Annotated in this window: 13 protein-coding genes and 1 tRNA gene; 11 read left to right on the top strand and 3 right to left on the bottom strand. The window is 30.7% G+C overall.

What is annotated here, in order from left to right; all coding sequences use genetic code 11:
* The first annotated feature begins 3 nt into the window (after positions 1-3).
* Together jag and PW5551_RS05765 are read left to right on the top strand one after the other, a co-directional pair.
* Positions 4-669 (top strand): RNA-binding cell elongation regulator Jag/EloR, encoded by a 666-nt coding sequence (gene jag / locus PW5551_RS05770; protein ID WP_113074846.1) that lies wholly within the window; start codon positions 4-6, stop codon positions 667-669.
* A gap of 18 nt (positions 670-687) precedes the next feature.
* Complete coding sequence (locus PW5551_RS05765) at positions 688-1,518, top strand: hypothetical protein (RefSeq protein WP_113074845.1); 831 nt, start codon at positions 688-690, stop codon at positions 1,516-1,518.
* A 42-nt stretch (positions 1,519-1,560) separates the two neighbouring features.
* Here the strand turns inward: PW5551_RS05765 and PW5551_RS05760 are convergent.
* Together PW5551_RS05760 and PW5551_RS05755 are read right to left on the bottom strand one after the other, a co-directional pair.
* Positions 1,561-1,635: transfer RNA gene (locus tag PW5551_RS05760), tRNA-Glu, on the bottom strand.
* Between the two features lie 82 nt (positions 1,636-1,717).
* Entirely contained in the window at positions 1,718-2,965 is a 1,248-nt protein-coding gene (locus PW5551_RS05755; protein WP_113074844.1) for an RNA polymerase sigma factor RpoD/SigA, read from the bottom strand.
* 290 nt (positions 2,966-3,255) lie between these two features.
* On the opposite strand from PW5551_RS05755, the gene rsxC reads away from it, so the two are divergent.
* The 5 genes from rsxC to rsxA are packed head-to-tail and all read left to right on the top strand — an operon-like array spanning position 3,256 to position 7,478.
* Positions 3,256-4,581 carry an electron transport complex subunit RsxC gene (gene rsxC, locus PW5551_RS05750; protein WP_113074843.1) on the top strand — a complete coding sequence of 442 codons (1,326 nt, stop codon included), beginning with the start codon at positions 3,256-3,258 and terminating at the stop codon, positions 4,579-4,581.
* 1 nt (position 4,582) lies between these two features.
* Entirely contained in the window at positions 4,583-5,593 is a 1,011-nt protein-coding gene (locus PW5551_RS05745) for an RnfABCDGE type electron transport complex subunit D (RefSeq protein ID WP_113074842.1), read from the top strand.
* Positions 5,586-6,284, top strand: a complete 699-nt coding sequence (locus tag PW5551_RS05740; RefSeq protein WP_113074841.1) for an RnfABCDGE type electron transport complex subunit G — start codon at positions 5,586-5,588, stop codon at positions 6,282-6,284. Before PW5551_RS05745 ends, PW5551_RS05740 begins: the two co-directional genes overlap by 8 nt.
* 1 nt (position 6,285) lies before the next feature.
* On the top strand, positions 6,286-6,906 hold the full coding sequence (rsxE, locus tag PW5551_RS05735) for an electron transport complex subunit RsxE (protein WP_113074840.1): 621 nt from the start codon (positions 6,286-6,288) through the stop codon (positions 6,904-6,906).
* Entirely contained in the window at positions 6,903-7,478 is a 576-nt protein-coding gene (rsxA, locus tag PW5551_RS05730) for an electron transport complex subunit RsxA (protein WP_113074839.1), read from the top strand. Before rsxE ends, rsxA begins: the two co-directional genes overlap by 4 nt.
* A gap of 26 nt (positions 7,479-7,504) precedes the next feature.
* On the opposite strand, the gene PW5551_RS05725 is transcribed toward rsxA, so the two are convergent.
* A complete protein-coding gene (locus PW5551_RS05725; protein ID WP_113074838.1) occupies positions 7,505-9,547 on the bottom strand; it encodes a metallophosphoesterase in 2,043 nt (680 codons plus the stop codon).
* A 175-nt stretch (positions 9,548-9,722) separates the two neighbouring features.
* On the opposite strand from PW5551_RS05725, the gene frr reads away from it, so the two are divergent.
* The 4 genes from frr to PW5551_RS05705 are packed head-to-tail and all read left to right on the top strand — an operon-like array spanning position 9,723 to position 12,290.
* The gene (gene frr / locus PW5551_RS05720) at positions 9,723-10,286 is read left to right on the top strand and encodes a ribosome recycling factor (RefSeq protein WP_113074837.1); all 564 of its coding nucleotides are present in this window, start codon (positions 9,723-9,725) and stop codon (positions 10,284-10,286) included.
* 17 nt (positions 10,287-10,303) lie between these two features.
* Positions 10,304-10,999, top strand: coding sequence for a polyprenyl diphosphate synthase (uppS, locus tag PW5551_RS05715; RefSeq protein WP_113074836.1), 696 nt, complete (start codon positions 10,304-10,306; stop codon positions 10,997-10,999).
* Positions 11,000-11,018: 19 nt separating this feature from the next.
* Positions 11,019-11,864, top strand: a complete 846-nt coding sequence (locus PW5551_RS05710) for a phosphatidate cytidylyltransferase (protein ID WP_158526150.1) — start codon at positions 11,019-11,021, stop codon at positions 11,862-11,864.
* A 9-nt stretch (positions 11,865-11,873) separates the two neighbouring features.
* Positions 11,874-12,290 carry a type II secretion system protein gene (locus PW5551_RS05705; protein WP_113074834.1) on the top strand — a complete coding sequence of 139 codons (417 nt, stop codon included), beginning with the start codon at positions 11,874-11,876 and terminating at the stop codon, positions 12,288-12,290.
* Positions 12,291-12,323 lie beyond the last annotated feature (33 nt).

The raw sequence follows: 12,323 nt of genomic DNA, 5'->3' as shown, positions 1-12,323 counted from the left end.
TTAGTGTTAAAATTGGAAAACGAGACTAAATTTGAAGGCGAAAATTTGGAAACTGTATTGGAAAAAGCCAAAATTTCTTTTAAGGCTTCTGACGTTGATGAGATATCCTACAAAATTATTCAAGAACCAAATAAAGGTTTTTTATTTGGTTTAGGTAAAAGGCCTTTAGTTATAGAAGCTTATCCAAATGAAAAATATTTAATAAACAAAGTAAAAGAGTTCTTAAAAAATATACTTTCTTATTTTGAAGAGGAAATTGAAATATATGTGAATTACAGTAATAAAATATTGAAAGTTTCATTAGAGGGAGAAAATTTAGGAAAAGTAATCGGTAAGCAAGGGAGGGTCCTTGGAGCATTACAACATCTAATCATGATTTATGTGAATCGAATGACGGATACAAAATGCGAAGTAAAATTAGATGTAGGCGAATATAGGAAAAATAGAAAAAGGAATTTAGAAATAATAGCTGAACAAGCTGCTAAAAAGGTCTTGAAAACAAAAACCTGCGTGGAACTAGCTCCGATGTTTTCATTCGAAAGAAAGATAATACATAAGTACATAAACTTTAATTATCCCAAGTTATATACTGTATCCGAAGGGTTAGAGCCCTATAGAAAAGTTATTATTTATCCTTCTAAAAATGGGAAAAAATATATAGAAAATTAATTCTTAGGAGGAATATTTTTGAAAACTTTTTATCAATATCAGGAACAATTCCTTTCTATAGTTAACAAGGAGAAAATTCCGGATATTGGGGTAGTAGGTGGGATTGAAGTTGAACATATTATTAAACATGGAGAAAAGAAAAGTAAAATAACAACTGAAGTAGGTGGTCCTGGGGGACGAGTTGCTATTTATCTTAATGATTTTTATGGCCTAAAACCTTCTCTTTTTGATTTTTTAAGTTACGATGAATATATAGATTTCATAATTAAAACTTTTAATGTAAAACAAATCCCAATAACTTGGCTTGATAAACCTAATGGAAATACTAGAAAAGTCAGGAATGTTTCTGAAGACAAAGAATACAAAGATTACCGAAATAAAGGGATTAAAATAGAACCAGAGTTCTTAAATGAGTTTTTGTATAATGTTAGCAATGTTTTTATTAGCTTTGCCTCTTGGAATAGCCAGTTATTAAGTTTCATTAATAAAAAGAACAGAAGAACCTTTCTTGATATCAGGGATTTAAACTTAATAAAAGATGAAGAAATAGTTAGCGACTATTTATTTTTTATTTCAGATAAAATTGATAATGAAATAAAAGCTCAAATTAAAAGATTTACTGGAATAAAGATTCTAATAACAAAAGATGTTATTTCTTATGAAGGCAGAATTCAAGAAGTCAAATCTAAAGAGAAAAAATATTTTGAGGAAGCAATATCAGCCTATGAGGCAACTTTTATATCAGATATTATGAAAGATCATACACTGAAAAAAGCGTTAGAGCATTCTTTCAATATTTACAACTATGTAATTGAATATGGGACATTAGTGAATTTTGATACTCTATAAATAAAATTACCCCCAATTAATTAAAGGGGGTTTTTAATTTTTTGGCAGCCCCACAGGGAATCGAACCCTGACTCTTGGACTGAGAATCCAATGGACTAGCCGTTATCCTATGGGGCCATCAATATTATTTTTAATTTTTCTTAGTTTATTATATCAGTAACCGGTAAAATTGTCAATGTGTATTATTGATTCTCTCTTTTTAAAAGTCTTGCATAATATTTTCTATCATCTTTTTTCTTGCGGGATGCTTTAATTTTCTAATAGACTTTGATTCTATTTGCCTAATCCTTTCTCTAGTAACGTTGAAAAATTCTCCAACTTCTTCTAAAGTTTTTTGTTTTCCATCTATGAATCCATATCTCATTTTTAAAATAAGGGCTTCTTTTGGAGAAAGTGTATCTATGATTTTTTCCATTCTTTGTCTAATAATCATCTTTCTTCCTTCCTCGTCAGGGGTAGGTATATCCGAATCAATAAAATCCAGAACCTCCGATTCTCCTTCTGAATCGCCATCATTTGAGATAGGCGCATTTAATGAAAATATATTTTTGGCATTTATCAAAACTTCTTTCATTTTGTCAACCGGTTTATCCATCAATTCAGCCAATTCTTCAAGGTCAGGAACTTCACCTTTTTCTTGAACATACTTGTTTACAACTCTATTCATCTTATTTATTGTTTCTACCAAATGTACGGGTATTCTTACAGTTCTTCCTTGATCAGCGATAGCTCTGGTAATAGCTTGTCTAATCCACCAATAAGAATAAGTAGAAAATTTATAACCTTTTTTCCAATCGAATTTGGTTACGGCTTTCATTAAACCTATATTTCCTTCTTGAATCAAATCCAAAAAGCTTAAACCATGACCCACATAGCGTTTTGCGATGCTAATAACCAGTCTCAAATTTGCTTTGATTAGTTCTTCTCTTGCTTTCATCTCACCCATTTGAGCTCTTCTTGCCAATTTTCTTTCCCTAGAAGGAGTAAGCAATTTACTTTTACTTATTTCTTTTAAGTAAATTTTAATTGGATCTTGCATTGAAATATTGTCACACATTTCAACTTCGACTTCAGAAAAATCACTAAATATTTCATTAAATTCTTCTGAGCCTTTGAAATCCTCAGAACCATCATCATTTTCATTATTATCCGATTCCATATCTAATTCTTCTTGTGAATCATTAATTACGTTAATATCGGCATTTTTTAATTCTTTGTAAAAAAATATTAGGAATTCCAGAGTAAAATTATCATTCATAAAATCGGGGATGGATTCATCTATCTCTTCAAAAGAGATAGTATTCATATTTTTTAAAGCCTTTTTTTTGATTTTTGATACTATTTCTTTGTTAATATCTAAACGGTTTTTTTTAACAATACTTATTATATTTGGCGAAATTTCTTCGCTCTTCGATTCAAAATGTTTACTTATTTCTTTTTTAGGCATTTATATCTCACCTTCTGTTTTGAAGTTGAAAAAATGGAAGAAACCAGTTAATAATGAAATGGCTAAGAAAGGTTAGGTATTAAAAAAATTTTTTAAAACATACAGTTATTTATCTGTTAAATATTATAACTATATAATATTAAATAAGCATGAAAAAACAATTAAGATACAATAATGTAATAAAAAAATTAAATCTGAAAATACATTTAATAAATATTCAGAAGTAAGTGTTATAATAAAAAGCGAGCTTTCAAAATAATAATAAATAATAATGAAAGGGAGGTTTGTTTGTGCCAAGTGCTACTTTTAAAGGTGGGGTACACCCACCACAGAAAAAAACTCGAACTATAAATAAGAAATTTCAAAAATTGAATTTACCAGACGTTGTCTACCTATATCTCACAAATCATTTGGGAGCACCCGCTAAGCCATTAGTAAAAGAGGGGGATAAATTAAAAACAGGTCAGTTGATAGCTGAAGCAAACGGTGCTATATCTGCAAATCTTCATTCTTCTGTTACGGGAGAGGTTATAGGAATTGAATCTTTTGTTAATGCAGCAACAGGTAGAAAAGATAACACAATAGTAATAAAAAGAACTTCCGAAGATGATTGGCAGTTGTTGGAACATGATGAGGATTTTGAAAAGTTTGCTCCAGAAAAAATTATCGAAATAGTAAAAGATGCAGGAATTGTAGGGTTGGGGGGAGCAATGTTTCCATCCCATGTAAAATTGATTATTCCCGAAGGGAAAAAAGTAGAGCATCTCATAATAAATGGAGCCGAATGTGAACCTTACATAACAGTAGATGATTCACTAATGAGAGAAAAAACTGAAGAGATAATAAAAGGTATAAGAATTATTCAGCATGTAGTCAAACCCCAACGTACCTTTATTGGTATAGAAGATAACAAAGCTGAAGCTATTAAAATTTTATCAAATGCAACAAAAAAAGAAAATATAGAAGTAATTCCTTTGAAAACAAAATACCCTCAAGGAGCAGAAAAACAATTGATTAATGCAATTACTAAAAAAGAAGTTCCTTCAGGTGGCTTACCTATAGATGTAGGATGTATTGTTTTCAATGTTTCTACAACATACGCGATTTTTGATGCAGTTGTAAATGGTAAACCTTTAGTAGAAAGAGGTATAACAATAAGTGGGGAGGGGGTTAGAAACCCTGGTAATTTCTGGTTTCGTATCGGGACTAAGGTTTCAGATATATTAGATCAAGTTGGTATCATAGAAGAGGAAAACATTGACAGAATTTTGTATGGTGGCCCAATGATGGGTATTCCTCTTCCAAATATAGATCTTCCAACTTTCAAAGGAAATAATGCACTAACAGTTTTAAGTAAAGGTGAAATTCAAACGAAAACAGAATATCCATGTATTCGATGCGCATCTTGTGTAAAAAGTTGTCCAATAGGTCTTCAACCTTACTATCTTAAGAAACTTGTTGATAGTAGAAAAAACAATATTGCAGAGGAAAATGGAATTATGGATTGTATAGAATGTGGTTCATGTTCATATATATGCCCTTCAAATATTGATTTGGTAAAAAGTTTTAAAACAAGTAAAAAAGTTATAAAAGCTATTCAAAAGAGGAGGGGTTGAGTTGAAGCTAAGTACTGAAGCAGCTCCCCATTTCAGAACAAAGGATACTACTAGAAAGATAATGCTTGATGTATTAATAGCGTTGATACCTGCTGTAGTTTTTTCCACATGGATCTTTGGATTAAGAGCTTTATATATAATGTTGTTTTCTATGGTTTTTTCTGAAATACTAGATTTTGTAGTGGTACGTTTTCTCAGAAATCAAAAAAATTATACACCTGATCTTTCTGCATCAGTAACCGGATTACTATTGGGTATGAACTTATCCTTAGCAGTAAATTGGTGGCAAATTTTACTTGGTGTAACTGTTTCTATTGTGTTAGCTAAACAAATTTTTGGAGGTTTGGGGCAGAATTTCTTCAACCCAGCTTTGGTTGGAAGAGCATTTATGCTTATTTCTTTTCCAACCGCAATGACTACATGGTATGCACCTTTTTTTTATAATAATTCAGATATTATAACCATAGCTTCACCTTATCAAGATATTATAACCACAGCATCACCTTTGGGAATGGTTATTGGATCAAGTTTCGAAAATGTTCTTCAAAGCTATAGTTATTGGGATATGTTTATTGGGAAGATTCCTGGTTCAATAGGGGAAGTAAGCGCTCTAGCTTTGTTGATAGGTTTTATATATCTAGTTATAAAAGGAAGAATTAAATTAATGATTCCTGTATCGTATATATCAACCGTGTTAGTTTTTAGTTCTATATTTTATTTAGTCGATCCATCTAGATTTGGATCACCTCTATTTCATCTTTTGGCAGGGGGGTTAATGCTTGGAGCTTTGTTTATGGCTACAGACATGGTAACATCTCCCATGACATTAAAAGGCCAATTTGTTTTTGGATTAGGTGCAGGAGTTTTAACAATGGTTATAAGATATTTTGGAAGTTATCCAGAAGGCGTTTCTTTCTCAATATTAATTATGAATGCTTTGGTTCCATTGATAGATGATTGGCTTAAACCAAGAATCTATGGAACAAATAAAGGTGGGATAACAAATGCGTGAATATTTAAAGACTGGACTTATCTTAGCTTTATTCATGATAGCTTCTGCTTTACTTGTTTCTGTGGTTTATAATTTTGTAAATCCTTTAATTCAACAAGCTGAGTTTGATAATACCTTATCTGCCATTGAAAAAGTACTAAAAGATGCTGAAAGCGAAGAATATCTTATTAGTAATATCCCTTCAAACAAAGAAGAATTAAACCAAAATATTTGGAAAGAAGATGAATCAGGTGTTTTGTTTGTAAGCCTTAAAAATGCAAAGGTTTATTCTCCTGTATATAAGTTTAATACTGAAACTCTTGATGTTTTTGTTTTAACTGTTTCTGGTGTAGGATACGGTGGTGATGTGACTAGTGTAATTTCTTTTGTAAAGGAGAAAAATAATGAGATAGTTTTGAATAAAATAGAAGTGATAAACTACTCTCAAGAAACACCCGGTTTAGGAGCGAGAATTGCTGAAGATGAAGTAAAAAAGAGATTCAGTCTAATTCCAGAGTCTGGTTTAATCTCGGGAGTAAAAGTTGACAAAGATGCGGGAGTTAATATCCCTTCTAATTCTTTAGAATCGTTTAAATCAGAAGGTGTAGTTAAAACGAGTGATGTCATGACAGGAGCAACTATTACTCCTCGTGCGGTATCAGATTCTATTAACGCTGCTGTTGAATTTTTGACTCAAGAAGGGGTGATCTGAGGTGGCGAATTTTAAAAATTTTACCAATGGTTTAATAAATAACAATCCCGTTTTTGTACAAGTTTTAGGAATGTGTCCAACTTTGGCAACTACTACTAGTGCTCAAAATGCTCTTGGAATGGGTATAGCAACTTTATCTGTTTTAACCATGTCTAATATTGTTATTTCTTTAATAAGAAAAATAGTTCCAAAAAAAATAAGGATACCTATTTATATTGTTGTTATTGCTTCTTTTGTTACAATGATTGATCTAATCATGCATGGGTTAACTTATGAATTATGGCAAACTTTGGGAATTTTCATTCCTTTGATAGTTGTAAATTGTATTATTATGGGAAGAGCAGAAGCCTTTGCCTCCAAAAATGGTGTAATAGACTCAATTTTCGATGCTTTGGGAATAGGCATAGGATTCACTGGGGCATTAGTTCTCTTGGGTTCAGTAAGAGAATTATTAGGAAATGGTACTATTTTTGGATTTCCTATCTGGGGAGATGCCTTGAATCTATATCTTTTCATCCTTCCTCCCGGAGCATTTATAGCTTTGGGGTTGTTGTTGGGAATGTTTAATTCCATAGGTATAAGTAGAGAAAACAGAAGGAAAAAGGCAGGTGCTAAGAAATGAATTTAGTTTTGTTATTTATTTCTGCGGCTTTAGTCAATAATATAATTTTAACAAGGTTTTTGGGTATCTGTCCCTTTTTGGGAGTTTCAAGATCTAAAAGTTCAGCTATAGGGATGTCTATTGCGGTTGTGTTCGTAATGACAATGGCGGGAGTAATCACATGGTTTTTAAACCAATTACTTATTATACTTGGCGTTGAATTTTTAAAAACCATTGTATTCATCTTAGTAGTTGCTGTTTTAGTACAATTTGTTGAGTTTTTTATAAAAAAATCAAGCCCGGCTTTGTACGAGGCCTTAGGAATATATCTTCCACTTATTACAACCAACTGTGCTATATTAGGAGTAGCCTTATTAAATGTTCAAACTAATTATAATTTTATGGAAACCTTGGTGAATTCTTTTGCATCTGGGTTAGGTTTCGCGTTAGCATTGATAATCTTCTCTTCTATTCGAGAAAAGATGGAGTTAAATAACGTTCCAAAAGCTTTTCAAGGAACAGCATTGGCCCTTGTAACAGCAGGATTATTATCTATGGCTTTTATGGGGTTTTCTGGACTTGTAAAACTCTAATAAATGAGGGGAGCTTTTCCCCTTTTTTATTTTTTGTAGATATAAAACTCATCTATTATTTCGTTAATTTCAGTATATTCGTTTGGGAAAAGAGGATTGTCAATCTCTCCAACTGCTTTTACAGTAACTTTTATAGAATCTTCAAACACTTCAAAGAGTATGTAATGCAGCTTTCCTAAAACGTGCTTAACGTGCCAAGGTAGGGGGTTAGCTTCATGAGAAGTATTGAGTTTTGCTCCACCACCACCTGTAGTAATGAACATTATGCCGTCTCTGAAATGTCTTTCATATGCGTGAATATGTCCGTTAATTACGACATCAACATTGTATTTTTTAAACAAAGGAAGCCAATTTTTTGTGTTGAAATGCCCTTGTGGTGAATTTTCTTCCATTGATCCATATTCAGTAGCAGTAGTCCAAAAAGGATGGTGAAAAATAACAAACGTGAATTTCTTGTCTTGATTGTCTTTGAGATCGTTTTCTAACCATTCCATTTGTTTTTTATATAAAGAAGAAGACTCTAAAATATTGGAATCTAATATTATGAAATGAGCATTTCCATAATCAAAAGAGTACCACCTTTTTGAGTAATCCCCACCACCCTTTGGGAGTGCAAAAGCTCTATAATAAAGCAAACTATTACGTTCGTGATTTCCAAGAGCTAAATAATATGGAATTTGAGAACTCAATGGATAAGTTGATTCAAAAAAATTGTGCCAACTATTTTCTGAAGTGCCTTCTTCAGTATGATCTCCAGGTTTAATAATAAAAATAGGTTTAAGTTCTTCATTTTCAAGTATTTTTTCCACCACAAAAGTATGTCTTTCATCATATATTTGAGTATCACCATAAACTACAAATTGGAAACTTTTAATATCCTTATCCAAAGGTTTGGTGGAAAAAGTTTTCTTCTCACTTTCTAATTTGTTTATAGTATAAGTATCTTCAACATTTACTACATAGTAATAAGTTGTATTAGAATTTAAAGTAGAAATTTCTATGTTATGATACTCTAAAGGTAAATTATTTTGAACCTCCATAATTATTGAATTTTCTTTCAAAGAATACACTGATATTTTCGAACGAGCAGGAACAAAGGTTCTAAAATTAACAGTTATACCGTCTTCTTTTTTTACCGTCAAAAAAGGCTTGTAGTAAAAATAATTTTCTGGGACTTCAATAAAAATGTCTTTGGAAGTAAGAATATCAATAGGTTCTGTTTTTAGATTTCCATGATCAACCTTCATTTTGTAATTTTGATAATTTTTTTCTAATGGAATATAAAATTTAGCTTTACCTTTATCGTCAACAATTTGAACACTTAGTATCTTATTTAGTTCATCTTCTAATATAACTCTTATTCCTTGAGAAGATTTTTCTGTATTTAAAATAATATCTTTCTCAATAGTATTATACGGAATATTGAATTTATCAAAGTACTTTTTTTCAATTTCACTAACGCTTCTATCAACAGTTACAGTTCTGTTTAATTCAATAGCTTCATTTGGATTAATATTGAAGAACGAAATGCTAGTTGTGAATGCATCGTTTGATATCAATCTTTGAAAAGAAGAGCTGTTTAAATTGAAATATCCAAGACTTCCATAATCTTGTTGCAATAAAAAAGCGTAATTCTCAAAAATCTTAGGGCTCCTAAAAAAGGGGTAAGTATCTGAGTAATCGATAATTTCGTTGATTTGAATCTTCTTATTTGTATTTGTTTTATTAGTTATTTTCGTCATTATAACTACTTCATTATGCTCTAAATAGTATTTCGTCATGATAGTGTAATCATCGGTGGTAGAAAGAAATGAGATAGAATTCTCAGAAAGTTCTATAATTTCATTCTTAAATTCTATTCCCGAGATAATGAATCTATGAGAGGAAAAAAGTGATTTATCTATTCCTTTTTGTTTTAATGACTCTATAAAACCTGTTTCTTTAGATATTTCTACTTCTAGATATTCATTGGACAAAAGGAAAGAATTATTAATTTGGCTGGCTTGATTATTTGGAAGTGAAATTAAGGAAATTAACATAATTAAAGAAAGCAAAAAAAGTTTTCTCATAATCTTGACCTCCGATTTGCTGATTTCTAAAGTTTTTTAAAATTTTAACACAAATTTATTTTATCTTGATTATTATGAATGGCAAATGTTACTCAGAAAAGTTCAATGTGGTATAATATTGACTGTGAATATCGTTTAAAGTTATAATGATGAAATTTAAGATGGAGGTGAATTTATGGCAAAGAAAAGCGTTTATGCTAGACAAGCAGATGAAAAAATGAAAAAAACTTTGGAACATTTTGCGGATGAGTTAAAAAAAGTAAGAACTGGAAGGCCTTCAACAGCTATCTTTGAGGACATAAAAGTTGATTACTATGGTGTTCCTACTCCTATAAATCAAGTAGCAAATTTGTCTGTTGGAGAAGAAAGGGTAGTTATTATTACACCTTGGGATAAAAAAATGCTAGAAGCAATTGAAAAGGCAATAAACTCTTCTAATTTTGGTTTTCACGCAATTAACGATGGTAACGTAGTAAGAGTTTCTTTCCCTAATCCAACGATTGAAGAAAGAAAAAAGTTAGTTAAAGGCGTAAAAGAAATGTTGGAAGAAACAAAAATCGCCTTAAGAAACATAAGAAGAGACGATATCAAAAAAATAAAGGAAGATTTGAATTCAAGTGTATTAAGTGAAGATGAGGCAAAAAAAATGGAAGATGAAATTCAAGAAATTTTGAAAGAGAATGAAGAAGAGGCAGAAAAAATATTTCAAAAAAAAGAAAAAGAAATTATGGAATCATAAAGGCGGTAATAATTCAAATGAACTTCTTAAAAGTTCCTAAACATGTTGGTATTATTATGGATGGAAACGGAAGATGGGCTATAAAAAATAATAGAGAAAGAAATTATGGCCACAAAAAAGGTGTAGAAGTTGCAGAGAATGTGATAGAATGGTCTAAAGAATTTGGAGTTGATTATCTAACACTTTATACATTTTCTCAGGAAAATTGGAAAAGGCCTAAAGAAGAAATAGAATTCTTATTCGAACTTATTATAAGATACTTTGAGGAGAATTTAAATAGAATTATAGAAAATGGAGTAAAAATAAGTTTTTTGGGGAAAATTGACGATCTTCCCAAAAGTTTAAAAGATACTTGTAAAGAGATTCAAAATATTAGTAAAAATAATAAGGAATTTAATCTAATACTAGCACTGAATTATGGAGGAAAGCAAGAAATAGTAGACGCTGTTAATAAGATTATAAAAGAAGGGAAAGAAGAAATAACTATAGAAGATATGGAAAGAAATCTGTATTTACCCCATGTACCAAATCCCGATCTAATTATTAGAACGGGTGGAGAGGTCAGACTAAGTAATTTTTTATTATGGGAATCAGCCTATTCTGAACTTTACTTTACAAAGACATTATGGCCCGATTTTTCATACGAAGAATATTTAAATGCTCTGAAAGATTATTCAAAAAGAGAAAGAAGATTTGGAGCTATTAAACAATAAGCATAGTGGAGGAAATGTCTTGAATAAAAAAGAACTCGCAATTAGAGTATTATCTGGGGTTATAATAGGCCCCATAGTTGTTTTTTCTTTTTTAACTTATCCAACTTTACTTGGATTAGTTACAACAATAGTTATGCTTTCGTCATTTGAGTTGATTGAATTATTTACCAGTGACGTAAAAAACAATCTTATGAAACTTGTATTAACTTTTATTATCGGGGCATCTAGCCTTTTGTACGGTTTTTCAATCGAAGCAGAGTATAGAGGAATATTACCTTTTGAAAGTGAAGGAATATTTTTTTTAGCCTTTGTTGCGAGTGTCTTTTCAATAATGATTTTAATTAAAGATATTACTCATGCAAAGAGATTCATAGAGTCAAGTGCTCTAAGTCTTATTTATGTTTCATTTTTTTTGTCTAATTTTTACTTAATTCAAATAAATTATGGTGCTGGCATGGCAATTTTAGCTTTAACATCTGTTTGGGCTTATGATGCAGGAGCCTATTTCTTTGGTTTGAGTTTTGGAAAACATAAATTATCACCTAATTTTTCACCAAAAAAAAGTTGGGAGGGATTTATTGGTGGTACCTTCATCACTTTTATTTATATATATTTATTTGATACCATTGGGATTTTTTTTGGAACGATTCAGAAAATAACTATATTACAAGTTTTATTTTTTGCGATTATGGTAAGTTCTTTTGATACAATAGGAGATTTGACCGAATCAATTATAAAAAGATATTATAAAGCAAAAGATTCAGGGAATGTTTTACCGGGGCATGGGGGTATGCTAGATAGAATAGATGGGTTGCTTATAGTTACTCCTATGTGGTATTTATTGCTTAGAATACTTTGGATATAGGAGGAAATAATGAAAAAAAAGAAACTAAAAGAAGGGTTTACACTTGTTGAAGTGTTGATAGTTTTAGGGATTATCGCGGTTCTAACAAGTATCGCTGTTCCGTCTGTCAAAGGGATAATAAATCAAGCAAATGCTACAAAGATAGTGACCGATATGCAGAATGTTCAGGTAGCAGTGTTAAATTATTCACTATATAACAATAACCTCAGTGGTTTAACAATAGAGACCTTGATTTCTGACGGTTATTTATCATCTAGCTTTAATTATAAAGAAAATGAAAATGAAATAATAAGTTTAGCTGACGGAGGCATCAATCAAATTAAAATTTTATACACAGGTGATTCTCCTTCTGCGTTAGAATTGAAAAAAATAAATAATAATCTTACAATTGAAAATAACAATGCTTATTTACTCGTAAAATTCTAAATAGAACAGTATCGATTTTTAATAACAGGAGGA

This window comes from Petrotoga sp. 9PW.55.5.1 (assembly GCF_003265365.1).
In the GTDB taxonomy this organism is placed as follows: Bacteria; Thermotogota; Thermotogae; order Petrotogales; family Petrotogaceae; genus Petrotoga.
Note: the sequence above shows the minus strand (reverse complement) of the source record. Positions and strands in the feature narration are given on the sequence as shown.

What these genes read in the sequence shown, in the direction of transcription:
- PW5551_RS05755 (WP_113074844.1), bottom strand. Translation starts at nt 2,965, where the DNA reads ATGCCTAAAAAAGAAATAAGTAAACATTTTGAATCGAAGAGCGAAGAA.
- PW5551_RS05740 (WP_113074841.1), top strand. Translation starts at nt 5,586, where the DNA reads ATGCGTGAATATTTAAAGACTGGACTTATCTTAGCTTTATTCATGATA.
- rsxA (WP_113074839.1), top strand. Translation starts at nt 6,903, where the DNA reads ATGAATTTAGTTTTGTTATTTATTTCTGCGGCTTTAGTCAATAATATA.
- PW5551_RS05725 (WP_113074838.1), bottom strand. Translation starts at nt 9,547, where the DNA reads ATGAGAAAACTTTTTTTGCTTTCTTTAATTATGTTAATTTCCTTAATT.
- frr (WP_113074837.1), top strand. Translation starts at nt 9,723, where the DNA reads ATGGCAAAGAAAAGCGTTTATGCTAGACAAGCAGATGAAAAAATGAAA.
- uppS (WP_113074836.1), top strand. Translation starts at nt 10,304, where the DNA reads ATGAACTTCTTAAAAGTTCCTAAACATGTTGGTATTATTATGGATGGA.
- PW5551_RS05705 (WP_113074834.1), top strand. Translation starts at nt 11,874, where the DNA reads ATGAAAAAAAAGAAACTAAAAGAAGGGTTTACACTTGTTGAAGTGTTG.